20 protein-coding genes are annotated in these 25,407 nt (G+C 68.0%); 9 read left to right on the top strand and 11 right to left on the bottom strand.

The window, feature by feature from the left end; genetic code table 11:
• Nucleotide 1: 1 nt before the first annotated feature.
• Together INQ42_RS02060 and INQ42_RS02055 are read right to left on the bottom strand one after the other, a co-directional pair.
• On the bottom strand, nucleotides 2-3,193 hold the full coding sequence (locus INQ42_RS02060) for an efflux RND transporter permease subunit (RefSeq protein ID WP_194034944.1): 3,192 nt from the start codon (nucleotides 3,191-3,193) through the stop codon (nucleotides 2-4).
• Between the two features lie 2 nt (nucleotides 3,194-3,195).
• Nucleotides 3,196-4,317 (bottom strand): efflux RND transporter periplasmic adaptor subunit, encoded by a 1,122-nt coding sequence (locus tag INQ42_RS02055; RefSeq protein WP_194034943.1) that lies wholly within the window; start codon nucleotides 4,315-4,317, stop codon nucleotides 3,196-3,198.
• A gap of 79 nt (nucleotides 4,318-4,396) precedes the next feature.
• Here INQ42_RS02055 and INQ42_RS02050 point away from each other — a divergent pair, with 79 nt between their 5' ends.
• From INQ42_RS02050 to INQ42_RS02040, 3 genes are all read left to right on the top strand, one after another.
• On the top strand, nucleotides 4,397-5,119 hold the full coding sequence (locus tag INQ42_RS02050) for a TetR/AcrR family transcriptional regulator (protein ID WP_194034942.1): 723 nt from the start codon (nucleotides 4,397-4,399) through the stop codon (nucleotides 5,117-5,119).
• 117 nt (nucleotides 5,120-5,236) lie between these two features.
• Nucleotides 5,237-5,887 carry a protein-L-isoaspartate O-methyltransferase family protein gene (locus INQ42_RS02045; RefSeq protein ID WP_407070793.1) on the top strand — a complete coding sequence of 217 codons (651 nt, stop codon included), beginning with the start codon at nucleotides 5,237-5,239 and terminating at the stop codon, nucleotides 5,885-5,887.
• Nucleotides 5,888-5,902: 15 nt separating this feature from the next.
• The gene (locus INQ42_RS02040) at nucleotides 5,903-7,333 is read left to right on the top strand and encodes a TolC family outer membrane protein (RefSeq protein WP_194034940.1); all 1,431 of its coding nucleotides are present in this window, start codon (nucleotides 5,903-5,905) and stop codon (nucleotides 7,331-7,333) included.
• Here INQ42_RS02040 and waaA read toward each other — a convergent pair.
• Nucleotides 7,330-8,637, bottom strand: coding sequence for a lipid IV(A) 3-deoxy-D-manno-octulosonic acid transferase (gene waaA / locus INQ42_RS02035; protein ID WP_194034939.1), 1,308 nt, complete (start codon nucleotides 8,635-8,637; stop codon nucleotides 7,330-7,332). The genes INQ42_RS02040 and waaA overlap by 4 nt on opposite strands.
• Before the next feature lie 95 nt (nucleotides 8,638-8,732).
• On the opposite strand from waaA, the gene lpxL reads away from it, so the two are divergent.
• On the top strand, nucleotides 8,733-9,692 hold the full coding sequence (gene lpxL, locus INQ42_RS02030; RefSeq protein WP_194034938.1) for an LpxL/LpxP family Kdo(2)-lipid IV(A) lauroyl/palmitoleoyl acyltransferase: 960 nt from the start codon (nucleotides 8,733-8,735) through the stop codon (nucleotides 9,690-9,692).
• On the opposite strand, the gene INQ42_RS02025 is transcribed toward lpxL, so the two are convergent.
• The 6 genes from INQ42_RS02025 to INQ42_RS02000 all read right to left on the bottom strand — a co-directional run bounded on the left by INQ42_RS02025 (nucleotide 9,693) and on the right by INQ42_RS02000 (nucleotide 14,416).
• Entirely contained in the window at nucleotides 9,693-11,057 is a 1,365-nt protein-coding gene (locus INQ42_RS02025; protein ID WP_194035706.1) for an O-antigen ligase family protein, read from the bottom strand.
• Nucleotides 11,038-12,162: a glycosyltransferase gene (locus tag INQ42_RS02020; RefSeq protein ID WP_194034937.1), complete on the bottom strand. Its 1,125-nt coding sequence runs from the start codon at nucleotides 12,160-12,162 to the stop codon at nucleotides 11,038-11,040. Before INQ42_RS02020 ends, INQ42_RS02025 begins: the two co-directional genes overlap by 20 nt.
• A 9-nt stretch (nucleotides 12,163-12,171) precedes the next feature.
• Nucleotides 12,172-12,369: a zinc-finger domain-containing protein gene (locus INQ42_RS02015; protein WP_194034936.1), complete on the bottom strand. Its 198-nt coding sequence runs from the start codon at nucleotides 12,367-12,369 to the stop codon at nucleotides 12,172-12,174.
• 45 nt (nucleotides 12,370-12,414) lie between these two features.
• Entirely contained in the window at nucleotides 12,415-13,122 is a 708-nt protein-coding gene (locus INQ42_RS02010; protein WP_194034935.1) for a pirin family protein, read from the bottom strand.
• 22 nt (nucleotides 13,123-13,144) lie between these two features.
• Nucleotides 13,145-13,723, bottom strand: a complete 579-nt coding sequence (locus INQ42_RS02005) for a YceI family protein (protein ID WP_194034934.1) — start codon at nucleotides 13,721-13,723, stop codon at nucleotides 13,145-13,147.
• 93 nt (nucleotides 13,724-13,816) lie between these two features.
• The gene (locus INQ42_RS02000; protein ID WP_194034933.1) at nucleotides 13,817-14,416 is read right to left on the bottom strand and encodes a malonic semialdehyde reductase; all 600 of its coding nucleotides are present in this window, start codon (nucleotides 14,414-14,416) and stop codon (nucleotides 13,817-13,819) included.
• 118 nt (nucleotides 14,417-14,534) lie between these two features.
• Between INQ42_RS02000 and INQ42_RS01995 the strand changes: the two genes are divergently transcribed.
• Complete coding sequence (locus INQ42_RS01995; RefSeq protein WP_194034932.1) at nucleotides 14,535-15,491, top strand: mitochondrial fission ELM1 family protein; 957 nt, start codon at nucleotides 14,535-14,537, stop codon at nucleotides 15,489-15,491.
• 10 nt (nucleotides 15,492-15,501) lie between these two features.
• On the opposite strand, the gene glnE is transcribed toward INQ42_RS01995, so the two are convergent.
• Both glnE and INQ42_RS01985 read right to left on the bottom strand, forming a co-directional pair.
• Nucleotides 15,502-18,387, bottom strand: coding sequence for a bifunctional [glutamate--ammonia ligase]-adenylyl-L-tyrosine phosphorylase/[glutamate--ammonia-ligase] adenylyltransferase (gene glnE, locus INQ42_RS01990; RefSeq protein ID WP_194034931.1), 2,886 nt, complete (start codon nucleotides 18,385-18,387; stop codon nucleotides 15,502-15,504).
• A 39-nt stretch (nucleotides 18,388-18,426) separates the two neighbouring features.
• Nucleotides 18,427-18,777: a hypothetical protein gene (locus INQ42_RS01985; RefSeq protein ID WP_228064417.1), complete on the bottom strand. Its 351-nt coding sequence runs from the start codon at nucleotides 18,775-18,777 to the stop codon at nucleotides 18,427-18,429.
• On the opposite strand from INQ42_RS01985, the gene INQ42_RS01980 reads away from it, so the two are divergent.
• The 4 genes from INQ42_RS01980 to INQ42_RS01965 all read left to right on the top strand — a co-directional run bounded on the left by INQ42_RS01980 (nucleotide 18,749) and on the right by INQ42_RS01965 (nucleotide 25,396).
• Nucleotides 18,749-20,089: a YkvI family membrane protein gene (locus tag INQ42_RS01980; protein WP_194034929.1), complete on the top strand. Its 1,341-nt coding sequence runs from the start codon at nucleotides 18,749-18,751 to the stop codon at nucleotides 20,087-20,089. The two genes, INQ42_RS01985 and INQ42_RS01980, sit on opposite strands and share 29 nt — an antisense overlap.
• Before the next feature lie 109 nt (nucleotides 20,090-20,198).
• Nucleotides 20,199-20,765, top strand: coding sequence for an ECF-type sigma factor (locus tag INQ42_RS01975; protein WP_194034928.1), 567 nt, complete (start codon nucleotides 20,199-20,201; stop codon nucleotides 20,763-20,765).
• A complete protein-coding gene (locus INQ42_RS01970) occupies nucleotides 20,755-23,373 on the top strand; it encodes a serine/threonine protein kinase (RefSeq protein WP_194034927.1) in 2,619 nt (872 codons plus the stop codon). Before INQ42_RS01975 ends, INQ42_RS01970 begins: the two co-directional genes overlap by 11 nt.
• A 202-nt stretch (nucleotides 23,374-23,575) precedes the next feature.
• Nucleotides 23,576-25,396, top strand: a complete 1,821-nt coding sequence (locus INQ42_RS01965; protein WP_194034926.1) for a hypothetical protein — start codon at nucleotides 23,576-23,578, stop codon at nucleotides 25,394-25,396.
• Nucleotides 25,397-25,407 lie beyond the last annotated feature (11 nt).

Raw genomic sequence — 25,407 nt, 5'->3', positions numbered from 1 at the left:
GTCACCGTCGCATTGTTCCAGACTCGGGCACCTTGACCCGGAACCAAGCCGCATACAGCGCGGGCAGGAACAGCAGTGTCAGCACGGTGGCCACCAGGAGTCCACCCATGATCGCCACCGCCATCGGCCCGAAGAAGGCACTGCGCGAGAGCGGGATCATCGCCAGGATCGCGGCCAGCGCGGTCAGCACGATCGGCCTGAAACGGCGCACCGTCGCCTCGACGATCGCATCCCAGGTCTCGTGGCCGTCGCGCCGGTCCTGCTCGATCTGGTCGACCAGGATCACCGCGTTACGCATGATCATGCCGGACAGGGCGATGGTGCCCAGCATCGCCACGAAGCCGAATGGCACCCGGAACACCAGCAGGAACAGGGTCACCCCGATCATCCCCAGCGGCGCGGTCAGCAGGACCATGAAACTGCGCGAGAAGCTGCGCAGCTGCACCATCAGCAGGGTGAACACGACGAACAGGAACAGCGGCACGCCCGCGGCAATCGAGTCCTGGCCGCGGGCCGAGTCCTCCACGCTGCCGCCCACGTCCACCGAGTAGCCGTAGGGCAGTTCGTCGCGGATCCCGTCCAGGGTCGGCGAGATCTGCGCCATTACCGACGCCGGCTGCGTGCCGTCGTAGATGTCGGCGCGCACGGTCATGGTTGGCTTGCGGTCGCGGTGCCAGATGATGCCTTCCTCGAAGCCGTACTCCAGGGTGGCGACCTGGGCCAGCGGCACGCTCTGGCCGCTGGCGGTGGGCACCATCAGGGTGGAGAGTTGATCCAGCGCGATCGGCTCATCCTCGCCGCCGCGAAGGACCATGCCGATCAGCTGGTTGCCCTCGCGGTAGGTGCTGACCTGGATGCCCGACAGCGAGCCGCTGAGCACCTGCGACAGCTGCGCCGAGGTGATGCCCAGCGCGCGCGCCCGTGCCTGGTCGATCTGCAGGCGCACGACCTTGCCCGGCTCGTCCCAGTCCAGGTTGACGTTGGCCACGTGCGGGTTGTTGCGGATCTCGTCGCGCACGGCGTAGGCGATCCGGCGCACCTGGTCGATGTGCTCGCCGGAGACACGGAACTGCACCGGATAGCCGACCGGTGGGCCGTTCTCCAGCCGGGTGACGCGCAGCTGCAGGTCGGGGAACAGCGGCACGATCTCGTCGATCATCCAGCTGCGCAGCGCCTCGCGCGCCTCCAGGCTCTCGGGCATCAGCACGAACTGGGCGAAGTTGGCCGACGGCAGTTGCTGGTCCAGCGGCAGGTAGAAACGCGGCGAACCGGTACCGATGTACGCGGTGTAATTGGTCAGGTCGTCGCGCTCGGCCAGCATCGCTTCCAGCCGCTCGGCCTGGGCGCGGGTCGCGCGCAGCGAACTGCCCTCGGCCAGCTCCATGTCGACCATCAGCTCGGGGCGCACCGACTCCGGGAAGAACTGCTGCGGCACGAAGCGGAACATCAGCAGCGACAGCGCGAACGCGGCGATGGTGACCACGATCACCAGCCAGCGATGGCGCACACACCACACCACCCAGCTGCGGAAGCGCTGGTAGAAGCGCGTCGCGTAGGGATCGTGCGGTTGTTCGGCATCCTGCGGCAGCGGGGCGAGCACGTCGGCGAATGCCGGATGCCGGTTCGCCCAGGCCTGGCGCCGGGCCTGCCAGCGCGCCGCCAGCGAGCCGGGCTTGGGCGGTGCCGGATGGCCGTGCGCGCCGCGCTCGATGCGCGGCAGCAGCTTGTCGCCCAGGAACGGCACGAACACCACCGCCGCCACCCACGACACCAGCAGAGCGATGGTCACCACCTCGAACAGCGAGCGCGTGTATTCGCCGGTGCTGGACGCCGCGGTCGCGATCGGCAGGAAGCCGGCCGCGGTGATGAAGGTGCCGGTCAACATCGGGAACGCGGTCGACTCCCACGCAAACGCCGCCGCCTTCAGGCGATCGAAGCCCTGCTCCATCTTGATCGCCATCATTTCCACGGCAATGATCGCGTCATCGACCATCAGCCCGAGCGCCAGCACGAGCGCGCCCAGCGAGATCTTGTGCAGGCCGACGCCGAAGATCTCCATCACCGTGAAGGTCATCGCCAACACGAGAGGGATCGAGAGCGCGACGACCAGCCCGGTGCGGAACCCCAGCGAAAGGAAGCTGACCAGCAGCACGATGCCGACCGCCTCGGCCAGGACGCGGACGAACTCGCCGACCGATTCCTTGACCGCCGCGGGCTGGTCGGACACCTTGTGCAGCGCCATGCCCACCGGGAGGGTTTTCTGCAGTTGCTCGAACTCGGTTTCCAACGTCTTTCCGAGCGCGAGGATGTCGCCGCCATCGCGCATCGCCACGCCGATCCCGATCGCATCCTGACCCATGAAGCGCATGCCCGGCTGCGCCGGATCGGAGAAGCCACGCTCCACCGTGGCCACGTCGCCGAGCTGGAAGCTGCGATCGCCCACACGGATCGGGAACTGGCGGATCTGCTCGACCGACTCGAACTGGCCACTGACCCGGACCGGCACGCGGCTGCTGGCGGTCTCGAAGAATCCACCCGGAACGACGGCGTTCTGCTGCTGCAGCGCGTCCTGCACCGCCGCCGCCGACACGCCCAGCGTGGCCAGCTTGGTGTTGGAAAGCTCGATCCAGATCTTCTCGTCCTGGACCCCGAACAACTCGATCTTGCCGACGTCGGGCACCTTCTGCAGGGCCAGCTGGATGCGGTCGGCGTAGTCCTTCATCACCGCGTAATCAAAGCCGGCGCCGGTCAGCGCATAGATGTTGCCGAACGTGTCGCCAAACTCGTCATTGAAGAACGGACCGACGATGTCGGCCGGCAGCTCCGGGCGCAGGTCGCTGATCTTCTTGCGCACCTGGTAGAACAGTTCGGGCACCTGCGAGGACGGCATCGCGTCGCGCGCAGCGAAGATCACCTGCGACTCGCCGGCGCGTGAGTAGGAGCGGATGAATTCGTACTCGCCGGTCTCCATCAACTTGCGCTCGATGCGCTCGGTGACCTGCCGGCCGACCTGTTCGGCGGTCGCGCCCGGCCACACGGTGTGGACCACCATCACCTTGAAGGTGAACGCCGGATCCTCGCTGCGGCCCAGCTTGAGGTAGGAGAAGGTGCCGGCGATCGCCACCACCAGCATCATGTAGACCACCAGGCTGCGGTGGCGCAGGGCCCACGCGGAAAGATTGAACCGCGTCACGGTCAGTTGCCCAGTGGCCGGTTGTCGCGGTCCACCGGCGCCACTTCCTGACCCTCGCGCAGCAGGTGACCGCCGGCGGCGACCACCCAGTCATCCTTTTCCAGGCCATCGAGCACGGGCACGCTGTCGTTGCCATACGCACCGATGGACACCGGCTGCAGCTTCAGGGTGGAGCTGGCGCGATCGACCACGAACACCGCCACGCCATCGCCCTGACGCTGCAACGCAGTGAGCGGAACGCTGAACGTCGCGCCGCCCGCGGCGTTGGTGGGGATCACCACCCGCGCGCTCTGGCCCAGTTGCAGCGCGCCTTCGGGTGCGTCCACGGTGGCCCTGGCCGCGAACGTCCGCGACGCGGGATCGGCCGACGGCGACACTTCGCGCACGGTGCCGGGCCAGCGCTTGCCCGGCTGCGACCAGACCTCGACCTGCACCGCCTTGCCGGGCTGTACCTCATCCTTGGCGTTCTCGGCCACCGCAAAGACGATCTCGCGCGCGCCGTCCGCAGCCAGCGTGAAGACCGGCTGTCCGGCGGCAACGACCTGCCCCGCCTCGGCCTGGCGGCTGGCGATCACACCGTCGGCCGGCGCGACCAGCTTGCTGTAGCCGGCCTGGTTGCTGGCCATGCGCAGCTCGGCGCGGGCCGCATTGACCTGCCCCTGCGCCGCTTCGGCGGCGGCATTCTGTGCATCCATGTTGGAGCGGCTGATCAACTGGTCCTTGACCAGTTGCGCGTAGCGGGCCTGGTCGGCGCGCGCCCTTTTGAGGTCTGCCTCCAGCGCAGCCAGTTTGGCCCGCGCAGCACTCGCCTGGGCCTGCTGGTCATCGGGATCCAGCGTCGCCAGCACGTCGCCCTCGCTGACGTGGTCACCGACCTCGACCCGCCGCTCGAGCATGTTGCCGCCGATCCGGAAGGACAGCGGACTTTCCTCACGCGCGCGAATCTCGCCGGTCAGCGACATTTCCGTCGCGGCTCCCGCACCTGGCAGCACCACCAGCACGGGTGGCTTTTGCTGGGGCTCCACATCGCCCCGGCCGCAAGCGGCGACAAGCAGCACCAGCAGTGCGACGGCGGCATTGGTCCTGACGGACGCGAAACGACCGGTTCGGATACGTCTGCACATGTCGGATCGATTCCTGGAACGGAAGGCTGGAGTGGCACGCACTGTATAAATATAAAACTCCCCAGTCTAGTATTAGGCCATGAACGACTTGCGCTCACGCGGCGACAGTGGCTCCGGACCTGCCTCGCCGCACACGTCAAAACCGTCCAGTCCTGTCGGTCCCGGACGCCCGAAGGACCCGGCCAAGCGCGCTGCCATCCTGGAGGCGGCACGCACACTGTTCCTGCAGCACGGTTTCGAGGGCGTGAGCATGGATCAGATCGCAGCCGTCGCGACCGTCTCCAAACTCACGGTCTACAGCCACTTCGGCGACAAGGAAAAGCTGTTTTCCGCGGCGGTGGCGTCCTATTGCGAGCAGCAGGTGCCACACGCTCTGTTCGAGCGTTCCTCCCGCGTCGAGCTGCGCGAGCGGCTGCTGCAGATCGCCCGCGCATTCCACGCGATGGCCAGCAGTCCCGAAGCCATTGCCGCCCTGCGCATGCTTTCGACGCCCCAGCTCGCCGGCTCTCCGGTCGTCGGCACGTTCTGGGACGCGGGCCCCGGACGCATCAACCAGGAATTGACCTCGCTGCTGCAGCGCCGGGCCGAAGACGGCGAGTTGCGACTGGACCCCATCGACGAGGCAGGGCTTTCCCGTGCTGCCAGCCAATTGCTGGCGCTGCTCAAGGGCGACGCCCATGCCCGGCTGCTGCTCGGCCTGGACGGCCTCGCCGAGGACGATGTCCCCGCCCACCTGGGCTCGGCGGTCGACATGTTCCTGCGTGCCTACGGGGTCGCCGACCCGCCCGCAGTGACTACGTGACCTTGGTCGCGGTGACTTCCGGCACTCCGCCTACCGGCGCGCGGAAGTGATGCTGTGGCTGCGGCGCCGGTACAATAAGCGGTTGACACGTATAGCCCGGGATTCGATCCAATGAGCATGATTGACTACGCAGCGGCCAGGGACTTGATGGTCGAGCAGCAGATCCGTCCATGGAACGTGCTGGATGCACGCGTACTGGACGTGCTGGCAACCATGCCGCGCGAGCCGTTCGTCCCGGCCGCGCACCGCAACCTGGCCTATGCCGATACCAACCTGCCATTGCCGCAGGGTCAGGTGATGCTCAAGCCCGTCATCCAGGGCCGCATCCTGCAGTCGCTGCTGCTGCAGCCCGATGAGGACGTGCTGGAGATCGGCACCGGCAGCGGCTACCTCACCGCCTGCCTGTCGCGCCTGGCGCGCGACGTGGTCAGCATCGAGAAGCATGCCGAGCTCGCTGGCCTGGGACTGGCCAACCTGACGGCACGCGCGATCGCCAACATCGAAGTGGTCCACGCGGATGCGTTCTCCTACCGTCCCGCCCGCCAGTTCGACGCGGTCTGCGTGACCGGCGCCGTGGACACCATCCCGATGTCGTTCCTGGAATGGCTCAAGCCTGGCGGACGCATGCTCGTCGTGCGCGGCCGCCCGCCGGTGATGGAAGCTGTCGTGGTGCATGTTGACGTCAACGGATCGCGTATCGAGTCGTTGTTTGAGACCGATATTCCCTATCTGGCCGGTGCGGCACCCGTACCCGCTTTCGAATTCTGATCGCAAGGACTCCGCATGATCACCCGCCCCCTCGTACTCGCCCTCGTCGTCGCGCTTGCGCCGGCCACCGTTGCGGCCGAAGACCTGCTCCAGACCTACGAGCTGGCGCGTGCCGGCGATCCGCAGTTCGCCGCGGCCGAATCGGGACGGCTGGCAACCCGCGAGGGCGCAGTGCAGGCACGGGCGGCGATGCTGCCGCAGATCGACGGGACCGCGTCGTACCAGCGCAGCCGCAGCGAGGGCCCCGCGACGCAGAACCAGTTCGACCCGGTGACCGGTCAGCCGATCAGCTTCAGCGGCGATATAGAGACCGAAACCTCGACCCGGCGCCTCGGCGTCAACATCAACCAGATGATCTTCGACCGCGCCCGCTTCACCATGCTCGACAGCCAGAGGGCCCTGGCGCGGGCCAGCGACTTCCAGGTCGACGCCGCGGGCAAGAGCCTGATCACGCGCACCTCGGCGACCTACTTCAACGTACTGGTGCAGCTGGAAACCCTGGCCGCTGCCGAAGCCGCCGAGCAGGCGCTGCAGAAGCAGTTCGACTTCGCGTCCAAGCGCCTCGAGGTCGGCCTGGCTCCGATCACCGATGTGCACGAGGCGCGTGCCCAGTTCGACAGCGCGCGTGCCAACACCATCGTCGCCCGCAACGCCGTGGCCGACGCCTATCAGGCGCTGACCGAGATCACCGGCGTTCCGGTGCGCAACCTGCAGGGTCTGCCGCAGGACTTCCAGCCCGAGCTGCCGGTCGCCGAAGGCGCTGACAGCTGGGTCCAGACCGCGATGGAAAACAACCCCGCGTTGCGGGCCAAACAGCTCCAGGTCCAGTCCGCCGAGGCCGACGTCGGTACCGCGCGCTCCGGCCATTGGCCAACGCTCTACCTGGGCGGCGGCTACTCGGACGGCAAGACCTGGGGTGAAAACACCTTCAGCGCGACCGGCTTGCCAGGCTCGGCGACCCGACCGATCGACAACGAAAGCCGCGGTCCGCAGGTCGGCGTCACCCTATCGGTGCCGATCTTCTCCGGCGGCGCGACCCAGTCACGCGTGCGCCAGGCCATCGCCCAGCGTGACGTCGCCAGCGACCAGCTCGAGCAGCAGCGGCGCGCGCTGGAACGCAACACACGCAACGCCTACCAGACCCTGGTTGCCGGTGTCAGCGAAGTGGAAGCGCGGCGACTGGCGCTGGTCTCCGCCCAGGCCGCCTACGACGCCTCCCAGGTCGGCCTGGAAGTCGGCACCCGAACGGTGCTGGACGTGCTCGTGAACCAGCGCAACCTGTTCACCGCCCAGCAGGAATTCGCCCTGGCCCGCTACAACCACCTGCAGCAGCGCCTCGTGCTGGAGGAAGCCGCCGGCACCCTGGATATCGAAGACGTGCAGAACATCAACCGTCTGTTGACGGTGAACGCCGAGGCCGATGTGACCTCGCCGATCCAGCGCTAGGCTGCTTCCTGCTTTTCTGCTGCCAAGGCCGGAGCCAGCAGCACCAGGGTCTGGGCCAGCGCGCCACGACCTGACTCCACCAGCATCTGTCCGGCCGCGGTCATCTTCCGGCGTTTTGCTGGATCGCCCAGCAGTTCCTCCAGCGCGCCGCCCACGCCCATCGGGTCGGCGCCGATCAGCAGCGCGCCGGCCTCGTCGAGCTGGCGCGAGATCTCGGCAAAGTTGTGCAGGTGCGGACCGGTGACGATGGCGGTGCCCGCCGCCGCCGGCTCCAGCAGGTTGTGCCCGCCGACGTCCTGCAGGCTGCCGCCGACGAAGGCAACGTCCGCACAGGCGTAGAAATGCAGCAGTTCGCCCAGGGTATCGATGACGAACACGGCATCCCCGGCGGAGGGCCACTGGGCGCGTGATCGCGTCGACACCTGCCACCCGGATGCGCGCGAATGATCGGCGACGACCCGGAAGCGTTCGGGGTGGCGCGGCGCCCACAACAGCAACAGGTCCGGATAGCGTTCGCGCAGCCGGCGGTGGATGGAGATCACCGCGGCCTCCTCGTCCTCATGCGTGCTGGCGGCGATCCACACCGGTCGGCGACCGCAGTGCGCCCGGCACTCCGCGGCGAATTTCTCCAGCCCATCGGGCACCATCACGTCGTATTTCAGGTTGCCCACGTCGACCACCTGCGCGGAGCGCGCGCCGAGCTGCACGAAGCGCATCGCATCGGCCATCGATTGCGCCGCCACCGTGTTCACCGTGCGCAGCGCCCGCGACACCAGCGGCGCCAGCACACGGTAACCCCGTAGCGAGCGCTCCGAGAGGCGCGCGTTGAGGATGAAAGCCGGCACCCCATGGTCGCGGCACCCGAACAGCAGGTTCGGCCACAGCTCGGTTTCCATGATCAGCCCCGCGCGCGGCCGGTAGTGGCGCAGGAACCGCGCCACTGCGCCGGGCAGGTCGTACGGCAGGTAGACATGCTCCACGTCATGCCCCCACAGCGCGCGCACGCGTTCCGAGCCGGTGGGTGTGATCGTGGTGACCAGCAGGTGCAGGTCCGGGCGGCCCCGGCGGAGCGCATTCACCAGTGGCACGGCGGCGTTGACCTCGCCCACCGACACGGCGTGCAGCCACAGGGTGCTGGTGTGGGGAGAATCGCCATATCGGGCGTAGCGTTCGTTCCAGCGCTGGAAGTAGCTGGGCTGGCGAAAGCCACGCCAGATCAGGTGGTAAATCGTCAGCGGCACCAGCAGGTACAACACGGTTGAATACAGGCCGCGCAGGAGGCGCTCGATCAGGTCTGTTCGCATCGGCCGAGGATACTGTAACGCCCGCGCGCACCGGGTCGCACGGGCGTTGCCGTGGCGGGCGGCTCGCATCGTCCGCCCCCGGTAGAATCCACCGCATGGCTGCAAAACCTCCTCTGCGCGACCGTGATCGCAGCGTCGCAAGCCCGACCTCTCCCGGCCCGGCGCCGCTCAGCCCGCGGCATTGGCCGGCGTGGCTCGGGCTGGGCGTGCTCTTGCTCGCCGCGCGCTTGCCGTGGGGCTTGCAGCGCGCGCTGGGCGCCGGAGTCGGCGCGCTCGCGTTGCGTTTTGCGGGCGATCGCCGGCGCGCTGCGCAGACCAACCTGGAACTGTGCTTTCCCGCGATGGACGAGGCGGAACGAGAAAGTCTGCTGCGGAACCATTTCCGTGACCTGGGCATCGGCCTGTTCGAGTTCGCGCGCGCCTGGTGGGGATCCGTCGAGCCTATGCGGCGAACGGCGCGCATCGAAGGTCTGGAGGCGGTCGAGGCGATCCGCGCCAGCGGTCGCGGCGTGCTGCTGGTGTCGGGCCATTTCATGACCCTGGAGATCTGCGGCCGGCTGATGTGCGACCACCTGCCATTGGCCGGCATGTACCGGCGCCACCGCGGTGCGGTGATGGAGTGGGCGGTCAAGCGCGGTCGCCTGGGCCACGCCAGCGCGATGTTCGCCAATGCCGAGCTGCGGCCCGCCATGCGCCACCTCAAGCAGGGCGGGCTGCTCTGGTATGCGCCCGACCAGGACATGCGCGGCAAGGACACCGTGTTCGCACCGTTCTTCGGCGTGCCGGCAGCCACCATCACCGCCACCCACCAGTTCGCCCGCCTGACCGGGTGCGCGGTGGTGCCTTTCTTCCATCGCCGCGAAGGCGCCGACTACGTACTGCGACTGGGTGCGCAGCTGGAAGACTTCCCTTCCAGCGATGCAGTCGCCGACAGCACCCGTGTCAACGCGGCAATCGAGGCGATGGTGCGCGAGGCGCCCAGCCAGTACCTGTGGATCCACCGGCGCTTCAAACGCCGGCCGCCGGGCGCCAGTTCGCCCTACCCGCCGCGCTAGTCACTCCGTGCCGGTGGTGGTATCCGGGAGGCTGCGCACGGCCAGCAGGCTGCCGGCGTAGAGCGCCGCGAGCAACAGCGTCAGGCCACCCCAGAACGTCGAATAGAACGCCAGATGGGTGTTCAACGGGAACACGGTCACCACCAGCGCCAGCATCGCCGGACGCGCCCGCTCGCGCGCCTGCGCATCGGCGAAACGCCACGCGCGCCACGCCAGGGCTGCGCCGGCCAGCCACATCAGCAGGCCGAAGAAGCCCGTTTCACTGAGGATTTCCAGGACGATCTGGTGGGCGTGGAAGGCCGGCCCCTCGCCCCACTCGGCCTGCTGGTCGCTTTGCGGATCGCAGGCCGGGAACGCCTCGCGGAAGCCGCGCGCGCCGACACCGTTGAAGGGATGCTCGCGGACCATGCACAGCGCAGCGCCCCAGATCCGGGTACGACCGGAGAGCGCGCGGTCGACCCCTTCCTCACTGACCGCGAAGACATGCGTGGTGCGCTCCAGACGCTGGCGCACATCGCTGGACACAACGCCCAGCACGCCCAGCAGGATCGCCCCGGCGGCGAACACGGCGAGCAGCTTCTTCCATCCCAGCAGCCGCCAGCCCGACAACACCAGCACCAGCAGGTAGGTGATCCACGAGGCCCGCGAACCGGCCAGCATCACCACCACGCCGACGGCCGCCGCCGCAAGCAGCCAGCCGACCGCATGCGCGCGCTTGGCCGCCGCGTACAGCGCGAACGGGGACAGGCTGGCGAGCACGATGCCCAGCTTCAGGTTGCACGGACCGAACACCCCGCTGAGGCGGTCCACCGCGGCCACCTCGCTCACGCTGCACATCGCGTGACCGCTGATCGCCTGCTTGATCGAGTCGATGCCGAAGAACAGCGGGCTGGTGCCAATGCCTGCCTGCACCAGCGCATCCACGGTCCAGACGGCGATGATGATCGCCAGGCCACCAAACGTCGTGCGACGCCCGCGCTCGTTGGCCACCGCCGCGGCCGCCAGCCAGAGGAAGGGCAGATAGCGCAGGTCGACCGCGGCTTCGCGCAGCGCCCGCCCCGGATCGATGGAGTCGAACGCCGACACCAGTTGCGGCAACCAGTAGGCAAAAAACAGCACGCTGGTCAGCGCCCAGGCCTCGCCACTGAGCAGGCTTACCCCGCCGCGGAACCGCGAGCTGACCAGTTTGGCGATCGCCACCAACGCACCCAGCACCAGGATCGCCTCGGCATAACCCGGCGCGGGCCACAGCGCGACGTAGGCCAGGATCCACGCCGGCGCCCAGCGCCAGCCCTGGATCGCCCGCCCCGCCGGGCCACGCTCGGCGGCGATGCCGGCGGACCGGTCAGTTGATGAGTTCGGCATAGACATCCAGCGTCGCTTGTTGCATCGCATGCAGGGTGAAGTCGGACAGATCGGGCATCGTACCGGCTGTTGTCGACCCGCGGTCCAGCAGCGCGAGCGCCCGCTCGTGCAGCAGCGACACGTCGAACGGGGGCACCGCTGCCTGCGGTTGCAGTCGGGACAGCAACTCACCGACCCCGCCGTGAGCCCAACCAAGCACGGGACGACCCACCGACAGGGCCTCGATCACGGTGCGACCGAACGCTTCAGGCTTGCGCGAGAGCTGGAGCACGAGATCGCTGGCCGCGTAGGCACGGGCGATCGCATCGGTGGGTGCGGTGAACGCGATCGCATCGCCGACCCCGCGCTTCGCTGCCATGGCTTCCAGTTCCGCGATGTAGGCCTCACGCCCGGGCTCGCGCGCGCCGGGCAGCCAGAGCCTCGCGTCGCGACCCTCGGCGCGCAGCCCCACCAGAAGCTCGACAGCGTCGGCGTGGCCCTTCAGTCGAGTCCCCCTTCCCGGCAGCAGCAGGAGCGGGCCATCGCCAGCCAGCGCCGGATGCTGCGCCTCGGCCCACGCCCGCGCGGCGGGGTCGGGCAGCGGCGCAGACGGGAAGGCGGACGGGTCGATCCCGCGGGGAATAACGCGCAGGCGCCTGGCGTCGCTCGCCGGGTAATGGGCCATGACGTAATCGCGGACACTTTGCGACACGCAGATCACCCGTTCCCCGCCGACCATCACCGCGCTGTAGCGCGAAGGCGAGTTGAGGCCATGCACGGTCGAGACGAGGCGCGGGCGACGCGCGGGGTTGATCCCGGCCAGGGCGAAGCGCGCGATCCAGGCGGGCAGGCGCGAACGCACGTGGACGATGTCGATATCACCGCGTTGCAGCAACCGGCGCAGCGGCAGTACGCGCGAAAGCGTCAGTGGCGACTTGCGTCCGATATCCAGGGTCACGTGCTCGCCGCCAAGGGCGAGCAGTTGCGGCAGCAGGCGGCCGCCAGCGGATACGACGATGGCGCGATGGCCGGCCGTCACGAGGGCCTCGGCGATCTCGAGCGTTGAGCGTTCCACCCCACCCGATTCCAGCGCCGGCAGCAGCTGGACCACCGTGATCGGGCGCATCGCCTTGGTTCAGTCCTGCAGGACGAAGTGCGCGCCGCAGTAGAAGCAGGTGCTCTCCAGGTCTTCCTCGATCGACAGGTACACGCGTGGATGCGAGTTCCACAGCGCCATCGACCGTGTCGGGCAGCTCAACGGCAGGTCGGCGCGCGTCACGGTGTAGCGGCGCTCGGCGTTGGCTTGGGTGGGATGGTCATGGACTGCGGTCATGGCGGCGATCACGGACGGTACAAGACGGCCAGTTTACCAGCTGCCTCAAGCGGGCAGGTCGAACCAAAGCAGTCCGCCCGGGGTGGCGCCCGCCCCGGCCAGCTCAAGGCGTCCGGACTCGCCAGTGAAGCCCAGCGCGTCGCCGGCAAACAGATCACGCCCATTGACAATCGCCGCACCAGTGGCGACGTGCAGCCAATAGCGTCGCGACGGCTCCAGCGAGCGGACCTCCGCAGCGCCGGGCGCGACTCGCAGGTGGCACAGACGCGCGTCCTGACGGATCGCGATGCTGTCGTCTTCCCCATCCAGCGATGCCAGCAGCTCCCAGCCGTGCCCCGGCGCCGCCTTCCGGATGCCCGAAGCGGGCTCGGCATTGACCCGGTCGGGCTGAAGCCACGCCTGCAGGATGTGCAGCGGCTCGGCGTCGGACGCGTTGGAGTGGTGGTACTGCATTCCGTGGCCGGTACCCAGCCAGAGCAGATCGCCTGCGCGGATCACCCGTTCCGTTCCGCTGCTGTCGCGATGCGCCAGCGCGCCGGAGAGCACGTAGGTAAACACTTCCATGTTGGCGCGCCGGCACGGGGCAAACCCCGCACCGGGCGCGAGCCGATCCTCGTTGAGCACCCGCAGCGCGCCGAATCCCATCCATTGCGGATCGTAATAGGCGCCAGAGGAGAAGGTTTGCCGGCGCTCCAGTCCGTCCGTGGCGGACGATCCGTGGCCGCGGGTCGCGGAGGGACGCTCAAGGATCAACGCGGGTTCCTGCCAAGTGTTCCTAACCGGCCTTGGCCACCGACGCCTCGGTGGTGATGCGGATGTCCACCTCGTCGCTGACGCCTGGCGCGTACATGCCGACACCAAAGTCGCTGCGCTTGATCGTGGTGTGGGCATCAAAACCGATCGTCGGCCGCTTGCCCATGTTCTCGCCCACCTTGTTGAGCGTCACGTCCAGCACCACCGGGTGCGAGTTGTCCTTGATCGTCAGCTCACCGGTGACCTTCAGCTTGCCTTCGCCGGCGGACTCCACGGCGGTGCTTTTGAAGGTTGCGAGTGGATAGGTGGCGACGTTGAAGAAATCCGGGCCTCGCAGATGCTCGTCAAACTTCGCGGTAAAGCTGTTGAGACCGGACAGCGGCAGGGCCACTTCGACGCTGGAGGCGGCGACGTTGTCGGCGTCGTAGATCAGGATCCCTTCGGCCTGGCCGAAATGGGCCACCGGATTGGAAAAGCCGAAGTGGTTCCACTGGGCGATCACGTTGGTATGGCTGGGATCGAGCTGGTAGGTGACGGGGGCGGCGATTGCGAAGTTGGCGGTCGTGGCCAGCGCGGCGGCGAGGACAAGTCGTTTGATCATGGGAAGGCTCCTGGGATGTTGGGAAGACTCAAATGGGAAGGCTGCGATGGGAAACGTGGCGCAGGGCAGGCGTGGGAACGCATCACAAAACCGTCAAACGATCCGCGCTGCCTCCTCGAAAGAAAGTCGTGGCAACCGCGGGAAAATCTTATCGTCGTTGCCATAACCGAGGTTGACGAGAAAGTTCGACTTGATCGCCGTGCCCGCGAAAAACGCGGCGTCGACCCTGGCATTGTCAAAACCGGACATCGGCCCGGTGTCCAGTCCCAGCGCCCGCGCCGCCAGGATCAGGTACGCACCCTGCAGGCTGCCATTGCGGAACGCCGCTGCCGTGCGGCCTTCCCGCGGACCGGCAAACCAGCTTTTGGCATCGGTATGTGGGAACAGGTACGGCAGCTTTTCGTGGAAATCCTCGTCGAAGCCGACAATCACCGTAACCGGGGCGGCCATGGTCTTGGCGTGATTGCCCTCATCCAGGGCTGGCTCCAGAAGCGCCTTGGCCTCCGCCGACTTCACGAACACGAAGCGCGCCGGCGACATGTTGGCGCTGGTCGGGCCCCACTTCACCAGATCGTAGAGCTGGCGGAGCGTATCGTCACTGACCTCGCCACCCAGCTCGTTGTGGGTGCGCGCGGTGCGGAACAACTGGTCCAACGTTGCCGGTGCGAGGGGTTCGGGTCGGGACGGGGCCATCTATGATCTCTCCGTGGATGCGGTGGAATCGACGCTCAGTGGGAGCTGCAAGCCGGCCAGTGTAGGCGTTGGCAGCCGCCACGCACGGGCGCAACCTTGGAACGTATTGCAGGCACAGATGAAACGCCAAGCGGAAAATCCGAGCGTCTGGACCATCACCGACGGCAACGCCGGCAACCTGCGCCAGGCGCACGCGCTGGCACGCGCGCTCGGCATGCCAATGCGCGATTGGAGGCTGGACACGCGCGCGCCGTGGCGTTGGACCGCGCCCCGCGGTATTGCCGCGGGCCACGCCTTCGGCGCCGGGTTCCATGATGCGTTGGCCGGGCCGCCCGCGTTGGCGATCGGCTGCGGGCGCCAGGCGGCCCTGGCCACCCGGCTCCTGGGGCGCCACGGCAGCGCGACGGTGCAGATCCTCGATCCACGCATCGCCACGCGCCATTGGGACCTGGTGATCGCGCCCGAGCACGACCGTCTGGTGGGCAGCAACGTGATCCCGGTGCTCGGCAGCCTGCATCCCGTGGACGCGCACTGGCTGGCGGAGGCGCGGCGTCGGTTCACGGCTCTGGCAACCCTGCCGCAACCGCGCACCGCGTTGCTGCTCGGCGGTGCGAGCGCCCATGCCAGGCTGGACGCGGATTGGCTGGAGGCGCTGACCCTGGAGGTAATGCGCCAGGTCGACGAGGCAGGCGGCTGCATCATGGCGACCACATCGCGCCGCAGCCCGGCCGGGTTGGGTCAGCGGCTGCAAAAGCATTTCGCCGGCCGCAGCGGAATGCTGTTCACCCCGCCGGGTGACGGTGCCAATCCCTACCCCGGCCTGCTGGCCTGTGCCGACCGGATCGTCTGCACCGCCGAGTCGGTCAACATGCTCTCGGAGGCGTGCGCCACAGATGCCCCGGTGTTCGTCGCCGGTCTGGACCGGCTGGGCGGGCGTCCGCGCCGGTTCGTCGATCGCCTGCTGGAACTGGGTCGCGTGCGCACATTCGACGGGTCCCTGACGGATTTCCCGGTCACGCCGCTGCGCGAAACCGGCCGGGTCGCAGACGAGGTCAGGCAGCGCCTGTCGCTGTAACGCCCGCTTTTCAGACCCGACGGCTGAAGTCGAGTCCATGCTCACCAGCCGCCAGCTCAATCGCGGCGCGGGCGCGCTCCACCGGCGCGTCGGGCACCATCCGCCGGGGCCGGCGATCCAGGCTGCAGTCCAGGCTGCGGGAGAGCAGGATCTCGTGGGCTGCCTGCAGTTGCGTGCGGGTTTCTCCGTCGATGATCCCCTCGTCATGAAGGGCCACGATCAGGCCGTGGGTGTCCTGGGTGTCCATCACGCCCGGACGGCTGGCGGCATGCTCCAGCACGAGTGACTGCAGCACAAACTCCAGGTCCACGAGCCCGCCCTGGCCCTGCTTGAGATCGAACATGTCGCCCTTGCTGCGATCCAGTTCGGCGCGCATGCGCGCCCGCATTGCCGACACCTCCTCGCGCAACTGCTGCTGATCGCGCGGCCGTGACAGGGTGGCGCTGCGCACCCCGGCAAAATCCGCGGCCAGGGTGGTATCACCGGCAATGGGCCTCGCACGCACCAGCGCCTGATGCTCCCAGTTCCAGGCGCGCTCATGCTGGTAGGCATCAAAGCTGGCCAGGCTGGATACCAGGACGCCCTTGGCACCATCCGGCCGCAGCCGCACGTCCACCTCGTACAGGCGGCCGGCACGGGTGGGCGCTTCCAGCAAGGCGACCAGCTTCTGCGCCATCCGCGCGGACCAGCGCGCGGCATCCAACGGTCGCGGTCCATCCGACACGGCATCGGCACCGCCAACGCTGGCCGGCGTGTCGTAGAGGAAAACAAGGTCCAGATCCGAGTCGAACCCCAACTCCTCCCCGCCCAGGCTGCCGTAGCCGATTACCCCGAAACGGGTCGCCGGAAGACCGCCATGGGCGGCGATCATTTCCCTGGTGGCCATTGCCAGCACGCGGTTCACCACACCTTCGGCCAGCCAGGCGACCTGGCGCGCGCTTTCCACCGCCGGCTGGCGATGGTCGCGATGCGCCATGGCAATGCGGAAGCTGGCGGCCTGGCGCACTTCGTTGAGCGCGTTGAGCACCGCCTCGACGTCTTCCTGGCTGCGTTTCCCGCGCGCCGCAAGCTGGCCCGCTGCGTCGCCCGGCACCGAGCGAGCGCCCGAGCCGTCACCCTGCAGCCCGACCTCGGCGCAGGCCTGGATGAGCTCGGCGCGACCAGGCAGCTCGCCAGCCACGCTGGCGTCGAGCAGTTCGTCCAGCAGCAGGGGATGCACTGCCACGCGTTCGGCCAGCAAGGCGCTTTGACTGGTCACCCGGACCAGTCGTGCCAACGCGGCGGGTTGCTCGTCCAGCAGCGCCAGGTAGGCGGTCCGGCGCAGGATGTTTTGCACCAGCGCGAGCAGGCGGCGCAATGCGAGCGCGGGTTGGCTGGATCGCGCCGCCCCTTCCATGAAGGCCGGCAGCACGCGGTCCAGGCGTGAGCGGGTGGCGTCGGTCAGCGCGACAACGCCGGGGCTGCGCGCGAAATCACGCAGCAGGCTATCGGCCCCGGCTGCGTCCTCGAAGCCGGCCTCGGCCAGGACCGCCGCATCGCCGCCATCGGGAAGCGCCAGCCAGTACGCCGCAAGCTCCCCCTCGGTACGGTTGCCATGGCGCGGCGCCAGCAACGCCGCGAACTCCTCGCCCACCACGCCGCGGTGCCGCTCCAGTTCCGCCCGCAGTTCTGCCCAATCGGAAAATCCCATGCCGATGGCGATGCGTTTGCGCGTCGCCGGCTCCACCGGCAAGGCATGGGTTTGCTGGTCGGCGAACATCTGCAGCCGGTTCTCCAGATGGCGCAGGAAACGGTAGGCCTCCGTCAGTTGGACCCCGGTCTGCGCCTCCACTTGCCCGGCATCGACCAATGCCGCCAACGCCGGCTGCAGTGAACGCTCGCGCAGGTGCGGATCGCGCCCGCCGCGGATCAGCTGCAACGCCTGGGCGAGGAACTCGATCTCCCGGATCCCTCCGGGCCCGCGCTTGATATCGTCGGCAAGCTCCTTGCGCGCCACTTCGGCCGCGATGGCCGCCTTCATCGCGCGCAGGCCGTCCAGCGCGCCGTAGTCCAGATAACGCCGGTAGACGAACGGGCGCAGGAGCTCCAGGAACTCCGCGCCGGCCGCCAGGTCCCCGGCCACGGGTCGCGCCTTCTGCCACGCATACCGCTCCCAGTCCCGCCCTTCGCGCTGGAAATACTGCTCCATGGCCGGAAACGACCAGGCCACCCGTCCCGCATTCCCATAGGGACGCAAGCGCAGATCCACGCGGTGGCAGAAGCCATCGACGGTGACGTCGTCGAGCAGGCGCGCGAGTTTCTGGCCGAGGCGGGAAAAGTAGTGTTCCGCCGCCAGTGGACGCGGCCCGTCGGACGCATCAGACGGGTCGCCGGGTGGCTCGTAGCCGTAGACCAGGTCAACGTCGGAACTGAAGTTCAGCTCGCCTCCACCCAGCTTGCCCAGTGCCAGCACCACCAGCCGCAACACTTTGCCCGACGCGTCCCGCAGCACGCCATGGCGCTCGATGAAGGTCGCCTCCAGCGCGTCCAGTGCCAGTTGCAGGCAACGCTCGGCCAGCACAGTGGTGCCGGCGAGTGTCGTGTCGATGTCGTCCAGTTCGAGCACGTCGCGCCACACCAGCCGGGTGGATTCGGCGGTGCGATAACGACGCAAGGCAGACGGCCATGCCTCGGGAGCGTCAGGGTCAAGGTCCGGCGGCGGGATGGCAGCCGCGCCATCGTCCTGCAACAGTCGATCCAGCAGGCCGGGCTGGCGGGCCAGGGTGTCGATCGCAAAGTCGCTGGCGATGGCCACGGCCTGCAAGCGGGCGGTGGCGCAGTCGTCCAACTGGGCGATACCGGCAGGCTCCAGCTTTCGCAGCAGCACGGCGGGTTCGATTGGTTGGGGTGGAGTCATGGGACGGATAGTGGCATGAGCGCATCGTGGCCCATGGCGTCACGCGTGGATCAGCGCGAGCCCCGTGACCGTTGCGCCGGAGCGGAAAATAAAAAGCCCGCCCCGGACGAACCGGTTGCGGGCCTGCTCCCTCCCCCACGTCGGGATGCAGGTCGACTGTGAAGGATTTGTTAGCAGGGTGCACGCTGCAGTGCAAAATTGAACTGATGGGGTTATGAATTGCAACTGCACGGCGTGTCCCTTCACGGCCCAGCCCGCGTCGGCGGCCTTTAATACAACGGTTCGATCGCGCTCGGGAGCAATCGAATCCGCGTTCATCGGCTGCAAAGCCGCGACGTCACCCGGCAATGGAGGGAACGCCGTGTTCAAACGCGCGATGGGAATCGGCATGGCCTTCATCGGGCTGATTGTCGGAGCCGGCTTCGCCTCCGGCCAGGAAATGCTGCAGTTCTTCGTGGCCTTTGGAAGCTGGGGCATCATCGGCGCGCTCGGCGCTTCCCTGATCATGATCGTCAGCGGCATCGCGATGCTGCAACTAGGAAGGTATGTGGGCGCGAAGGAGCACACCGCGGTCTTCCAGCGCATCACGCAGCCGGTGGTGGCGCACTTCCTCGATGCCATCACGATCATCACGTTGTTCTCGATCGGCTTCGTGATGTTCGCCGGCGGCGGCGCCAACATGGCACAGCAATTTGGCTGGCCCGTCTGGGTGGGCGCAGTCATGACTCTCGCCGCGGTGCTGGCGGCCGGAATGTTTGACGTTAACCGGGTGTCCACCATCATCGGCGCGATGACGCCCTTCATCATCCTGTTCCTCACCGGCGCCTCGGTGTGGACCCTGGCAACCAGCGATTACGACATCGCCGCACTGAACCTCGCCAGCGCCCAGGTGCAGACCTCGCTGCCCAACTGGTGGGTCGGTGCGCTGAACTACGTCGGCCTGTGCGCGATGACCGCGGTCTCGATGACGATCGTCATCGGCGGCAACATGCTCGATACCCGCGCTGCGGGGCTGGGCGGGCTGATCGGCGGGCTGATGTACCTGATGCTCCTGCTGCTTGCGGTGATGGCCATGTTCCTCCGCGTCGACGTCGTCGGCGGGGACGACCTGCCGATGCTGAGCCTGGTCAACCTGCTGCATCCAGCGCTGGGCACGGCGATGGCGGTGGTGATCTTCGGCATGATCTTCAATACCGCGCTCGGCCTGTTCTACGCACTGGGCAAGCGTTTGACCCGCGCCCGGCCGGAGCGCTTCCGCGCCGTCTACATCGGCACGGTGCTGGTCGGGTTCGTGCTCAGTTTCGTGGGCTTTCGCGATCTGGTGTCCTACGTCTATCCGGCGCTGGGATACCTGGGACTGGCCATGATCGTGGTGCTGGGCGTGGGCTGGTTCCGCCGCCGACACCGGATCGCCGCCGAACTGGCGCGGCGACGACGGCTCCATCGCCTGGCCTTGCGCCATCTGGACCCAGGTCGCCAGTTCAACGAGGAGCACGCCGCCGAGGTGCGCCGGATCGCGCGCGAGTCCGTGTTGCCTGGCGCGGAACTGCGCCAGGCGATGCTGGACGAGGTTGATGCGGTCCTCCGGGCCGACCCGGATATCGACTACCCGCCGCCGGAGGACGATGGCACTGCCGCCAAGGCCGACGCCGATGAGGTGGGCGATCCAGACCTGCCGCGGCGGCGACAACCGGATCGCTGACGCCCCGTCGGCCCGCCAAGCGGACCGGTTTCCGTGCTAGTGACATCGCGCTGCCTTCACAGGCACACTGTCAGGGGGTCCACTCGGGCGCTTGGGGGCACGGGCACGGATGGCCGATTCCGAGATCACTGAACTGCTTGTACTGGCGCGCAGCGGTCACCCTGATCGCCTCGGCGCGGTGTTCCAGGCGCTCTACCCGGAGCTGCGGCGGCTCGCAGGGTCGCGGATCTATGGCCGGCAATCCACGGTCACGCCGACCGTGCTGGTGCACGAGCTGTTCCTGCGCATCAGTCACTCCGCCCCCCTTCCGCTGGTCGACCGGCAGCATTTCTTCGCCGCCTCCGCCCGGGCGATGCGCTGGATCATGATCGAGCACGCGCGTGAGCGCGCCAGCGGCAAGCGTGGCGGCGGCCAAGTGATGATCAGTCTGGACGACGAGATCCCGGCCGCGCCCGCGGCGCTGACGAATGTATTGATGCTAGACAAGGGTCTGGATGCCCTGGAGGCGATCAGCCCGCAGCGCCGCCACATCGTGGAGCTGCGCTGGTTCGCTGGCATGGAGTTCGGTGAAATCGCGGCACTGGTAGGGGTTTCCGAGCGCACGGTATACCGCGAGTGGGAACGCGCCCGGGCGTTCCTGCAGGCGGTGCTGGAGGACGGCGGCGATGAGGCCTGAGGAGTTGGCGCAGTGGCGGGCCGCCGATGAGGTCTTCAATCGCTGGCTGGACCTGCCGGCCGGGGAGCGCGATGCATGGCTGCAACGGCAAGCGCTCGAAAGCGAGGTCAGGCGGCGTGCCGAGCAACTGGTCGCCGCGCACCAGCGGCCACGCGCGTCCATCGACCCGGCCGGTAGCGACCTCGCCGGCTGCCAACTGGGCGCGTGGACGCTGGAATCGGAACTGGGCCGGGGCGGCATGGCGGTGGTTTACCGTGGCTGGCGCGAACAGGGCATGGCCCGCCAGCAGGCGGCGATCAAGATCCTGACCCTGGGCGCGCTTGGAGCCACCGGCAGCGATCGGTTCCACCGCGAAGCGGCAATCCTGGCGCGGCTGGCCCATCCCAATATCACCACGCTGATCGACTCGGGGGTGGCCGCGGACGGAACGTGCTGGCTGGCGATGCCCCTGGTCACGGGCAACCGCATCGATGACTGGTGCGAATCGCGCGCACTGGATGCCCGCGCGATCGTCCGCTTGTACCTGCAGGTGTGCGACGCGGTGGCCAGCGCGCACCGCAACCTGGTCATCCATCGCGACATCAAGCCGTCCAACGTGCTGGTGGACAGCGATGGACAGGTGCGTCTGCTCGACTTTGGCATTGGCCAGTTCACCGATGTGGAAAGCGAGCGCACCAGCACCCTGTGGCGGGCGGTGACGCCCGGTTACGCGGCACCCGAGCAGCTCCGCGGCGACCCACCCACGACCGCGATCGATGTCTACGGCCTGGGGGCCCTGCTGCACCGGCTGCTGACCGGGCGCACGCCACAGTCGGACAGTGGGACCGAGACCACCCGCCCCTCCCTGCTGGTGCGCCGCAGCGGTAGTCCCTACCACAGGCATTACGTGCCGCTTCGCAACGACCTGGATCGGGTCCTGCTCAAGGCTTTGGCCGAGGAGCCCGGACAACGCTACGCAACCGCCGAGGCAATGGCGGAGGACCTGCGCCGCTGGCTCGATGGTCAGCCGGTACTGGCCGAAAAGCCGGGCGTGCTCTACCGGACGCGCAAGTTTGTTGCCCGCAACGCGGTGGGCGTGGCAGCGGGGGTGCTGTTGCTGGCCAGTGTTGCCGGTGGCGTCGGCGCGACGCTGTGGCAGGCCCGTGAAGCGCAGCGCGAGGCCGAAAACGCCCGTGCGCAGGCACAGCGCGCCGAGCTGGTCCGCGATTTCCTGGAGCGCGTTTTCACCTCCACCGATCCGGCGGCTGGAGGAGTACCCGACGCCCTGGAACTGCTGGACGAGGGCGCCCGCCGCGCACGCTCAGGCATCCTCCGGACCGACCCGCTCGCCGCCGCGGATATCCTGATGCTTACCGGCGGCGCGCGTTTGGCCCTCGGGCAGTACGACGAGGGGAGAGAGGACCTGGAAGAGGCGAAGTCGCTGCTCGGCAACCCCGAGGCAGGCGCATTCCGGGAGCGTTCGCAGATCGAAAGCCACCTCAGCCAGCTGAGCCGAATGCGCGGCGACGGCGCAACGGCGCTCCGCCACGCTCGTGCCGCGCTCGCGTTCGCAGACCGGGCCCAGACCGACGCGGAGGACGCACAAACATTCCTGGCCGCTCGCGTCAACTTGGGCATGGCGCTGTTCGCAGGTACTCCGGAAGCGGCGGCTGCAGAGTTCGAGCAGGTTCTGGCGGCACTGCCTGCGGCAGGCTTGGAGGAAACCGAAGTGCACCTGACAGCACTGGATGGGTTGAGCGCATCGCTCAGCGTCCTCGAGCCGCTAGACATCGAGCGGATTGTCGAGCTGGCCGAGGAGCAGATCCGGCTCTCGCAGCTGATCGATGGGCCGGAAAGTGGGCAGTATGCCAACACACTTGCCGACCAGGTTCCGACCTTCAGTCGCGCCGGCGACCCGGAACGCGCTGAAGCACTGGCGCTTGAGGCCGTCGCCATCGCCGACCGCGCGTACACGCGCCCGCACCACAATCGGGCCGCCGCGCATTGCCAGCTGGGTTCATACCTGACCTGGCAGGGCCGCTACGGCGAAGCGTTGCGGTACTTCGCGATCGCCGATGAGATCAACTCCGCCCTGGCAATCAGCAACCTCCACGCCGAGGCCTGCTTCCGCTTCAGCGGCTACGTGCACGCGGCGCAGGGAGAACATGCCAAGGCCCTGACCAACCTGATGCACAGCTGGAAGATCCTGGGTGAGCACGACCAGCACAACTCGGCTTCCGGCGAGTCGTCCTGTGGGGTACGCGCCTCGGTCCATCTGCGCCTCGGCGACATCGCTGCAGCGGAGAAGGCGCTTGCCGAGTGCGTGCCGGATGCGGGAACAACCCCGCAGATGATGTTGACCCAGGCCCAGGCGGAGCTGCATCTGGTGCGTGGACGATTCATGGATGCTGCACGCCTGGCAGCCGGCATGCGCGAGGAACGCCCGCCCGAGGCGGATGACCGGTACTGGATGCGCCCGTGGATGCTCTCGCTGTTGCTGGCGCACCGCACCGGAGACACCCAGTCGCGGGAGATGCTTGTGGCCGGACTCGGCGATTTCGCCGCTACACCGACCCTGTCGCAATGTCTTGAACGCCCCACTGAGGTGAACTGCCTGGCGTTGCCGTAGTGCGGGTGGCTGGGGTCCTTCCGCACAGGAACGACATCCCATTCGCTGTCCGTCCTTGATCCGGTTCGCGTAGTCGGCCCGAAGCCTGAGCCCGGGCCCTGAAAAAAGTTTCCCGTGGCTGTCAGTCCGTGACGCCCGTTTGCGTGGTTGGAAGGACCGGCGCTCGTGTCCGGCACCTTCATTTCGATCACGGAGACTCACCATGCAAGCGCGCACCATCCCGCACACCATCAAATTCGTCCCGCTCGCCCTCGCCCTTGGCCTGGCCATCGCCACACCGGCCCAGGCCGCGGCCGACGGCCCGGCGTGCTGGGACGACTCCACCGGCACCTGGGTGCAGAACCCCGCCATCAACCGCACCCAGGGCGCCGAGCACGGCAATCGCAACAGCACGTGCAACACCGACGCCAGCGCGTACGGCATCCTGAACAATGCAAGTGGCAACCAGTCCAGCGCATTTGGGTACGACAACCTTGCGCGCGGCACTCAAAGCAGCGCGTTCGGCTGGGGCAACCAGGTCCTGGGTAACAGCTCGGCGAGCGCATTTGGCGCGCGCAACGCCGTGACCGGCAACGGCAGCAGTGCATTCGGGCGCAGCAACGCCGTTGACGGCATCGCCAGTGCCGCGTTCGGCAACGCCAACCAGGTCGACGGCGACCAGAGTGTCGCTTTCGGGCGCGACAACGTTGCCAGCGGTGACGGGGCAGCGACTGTCGGAATTGGCAACACTGCCAGCGCCAACGGCGGGCACGCCTTCGGCGGTGCAAACGGTGCCACCGGCGGCAACAGCGTGGCGTTCGGTAGCAGCAATGTCTCCAGTGGCCTGATGGGCACCGCGTTCGGTATCCAGAACACCGCCTCGGGCGACTACAGCATTGCCGTGGGGCGGCTCAACAAAGCTGAAGGCACCAACGCATCGGCGCTGGGTTACTCCAACACGGCTTCGGGCTCCAACAGCAATGCATTCGGCGCCGGCAACACCGCCAGCGGCGATGCCGCCAGCGTATTGGGCAACCGCTCGAGCGCGGCGGGTCGCTACTCCCTGGCGATGGGTTACGAGGCGAATGCGACAACCGAGGACAGCATCGCCGCGGGTCGAGGGGCCGAGGTCCTGACCGAGGCCGGCGTCGCGATGGGCGCGCGCAGCTCGGTCGGCGCGGACGCAACCAACTCTGTCGCACTCGGTGCCGACTCGATCGCCGATGAGGCGAACACGGTATCGGTCGGCAATGCCAACCGCTTGCGTCGCATCACCAATGTTGGGGACGCGTCCGCTGGAACCGATGCGGTGAACCTGCGCCAACTGCAGGCCGCGCTGGAAGGCGTGGAGGGCGGTGGTGGCGTCAGCGAGGCGCGCGTGCAGGAAATCGCCGATGCGGGCGATGCCAGAACACTGACCGCCGCCAACGGCTATACCGATGCCCGCATCGCGGAGATTGACACAGTCTCCGAAGCCCAGGTCCGCGAGATCGCCGCGGCTGGGGACGCGACCACGCTGGGCGAGGCCAACGGGTACACGGATACCCGCGAGGCCGCCATCCGCGCCGACATGCAGAGCGGCGACGCGGAAACCCTGGCCGACGCCAACGCCTACACCGACACCCGCGAGACCACGGTGCGCGAGGACATGCGGGCCGCCAATGCCGCCACCCTCTCGTCAGCCAATACCTACACCGACAACGCGGTGCAGGCACTGGTCGGCTTTGACGTGGGCGGCCTCAATGATCGCCTGGACATGCTCGAGGACCGTTTCGTGGACGTCGACCGCCGCCTGCACCGTCAGGACCGTCGCATCGACCGCCTCGGCGCAATGAGCTCGGCAATGCTGAACATGGCGATCAATGCCGCTGGCACCCAGAGTCCGCGCGGCCGGATTGCAGTGGGGGCCGGGTTCCAGGGCGGCGAGAGCGGACTGTCCATCGGCTACGGCCGTCGGATCGGCAAGACCGGATCCTTCTCCCTGGGTGGTGCGTTCAGCGACGGCGAGTCGTCGGCCGGTATCGGCTTCGGCGTGGACCTGTAAACCGGTGGAAC

It is taken from the genome of Lysobacter avium (genome assembly GCF_015209745.1).
GTDB lineage: Bacteria > Pseudomonadota > Gammaproteobacteria > Xanthomonadales > Xanthomonadaceae > Novilysobacter > Novilysobacter avium.
The sequence above is the reverse complement of the archived record's forward strand: the minus strand, read 5'-3'. Positions and strand labels throughout refer to the sequence as shown.

What these genes read in the sequence shown, in the direction of transcription:
- INQ42_RS02020 (WP_194034937.1), bottom strand. Translation starts at nt 12,162, where the DNA reads ATGCGCCCGATCACGGTGGTCCAGCTGCTGCCGGCGCTGGAATCGGGT.
- INQ42_RS02005 (WP_194034934.1), bottom strand. Translation starts at nt 13,723, where the DNA reads ATGATCAAACGACTTGTCCTCGCCGCCGCGCTGGCCACGACCGCCAAC.
- INQ42_RS02050 (WP_194034942.1), top strand. Translation starts at nt 4,397, where the DNA reads ATGAACGACTTGCGCTCACGCGGCGACAGTGGCTCCGGACCTGCCTCG.
- INQ42_RS02045 (WP_407070793.1), top strand. Translation starts at nt 5,237, where the DNA reads ATGATTGACTACGCAGCGGCCAGGGACTTGATGGTCGAGCAGCAGATC.
- INQ42_RS02025 (WP_194035706.1), bottom strand. Translation starts at nt 11,057, where the DNA reads ATGCCGAACTCATCAACTGACCGGTCCGCCGGCATCGCCGCCGAGCGT.
- INQ42_RS01970 (WP_194034927.1), top strand. Translation starts at nt 20,755, where the DNA reads ATGAGGCCTGAGGAGTTGGCGCAGTGGCGGGCCGCCGATGAGGTCTTC.
- INQ42_RS01975 (WP_194034928.1), top strand. Translation starts at nt 20,199, where the DNA reads ATGGCCGATTCCGAGATCACTGAACTGCTTGTACTGGCGCGCAGCGGT.
- INQ42_RS02055 (WP_194034943.1), bottom strand. Translation starts at nt 4,317, where the DNA reads ATGTGCAGACGTATCCGAACCGGTCGTTTCGCGTCCGTCAGGACCAAT.
- INQ42_RS02015 (WP_194034936.1), bottom strand. Translation starts at nt 12,369, where the DNA reads ATGACCGCAGTCCATGACCATCCCACCCAAGCCAACGCCGAGCGCCGC.
- glnE (WP_194034931.1), bottom strand. Translation starts at nt 18,387, where the DNA reads ATGACTCCACCCCAACCAATCGAACCCGCCGTGCTGCTGCGAAAGCTG.
- INQ42_RS01985 (WP_228064417.1), bottom strand. Translation starts at nt 18,777, where the DNA reads ATGCCGATTCCCATCGCGCGTTTGAACACGGCGTTCCCTCCATTGCCG.
- waaA (WP_194034939.1), bottom strand. Translation starts at nt 8,637, where the DNA reads ATGCGAACAGACCTGATCGAGCGCCTCCTGCGCGGCCTGTATTCAACC.
- lpxL (WP_194034938.1), top strand. Translation starts at nt 8,733, where the DNA reads ATGGCTGCAAAACCTCCTCTGCGCGACCGTGATCGCAGCGTCGCAAGC.
- INQ42_RS01995 (WP_194034932.1), top strand. Translation starts at nt 14,535, where the DNA reads ATGAAACGCCAAGCGGAAAATCCGAGCGTCTGGACCATCACCGACGGC.
- INQ42_RS02000 (WP_194034933.1), bottom strand. Translation starts at nt 14,416, where the DNA reads ATGGCCCCGTCCCGACCCGAACCCCTCGCACCGGCAACGTTGGACCAG.
- INQ42_RS01965 (WP_194034926.1), top strand. Translation starts at nt 23,576, where the DNA reads ATGCAAGCGCGCACCATCCCGCACACCATCAAATTCGTCCCGCTCGCC.
- INQ42_RS02040 (WP_194034940.1), top strand. Translation starts at nt 5,903, where the DNA reads ATGATCACCCGCCCCCTCGTACTCGCCCTCGTCGTCGCGCTTGCGCCG.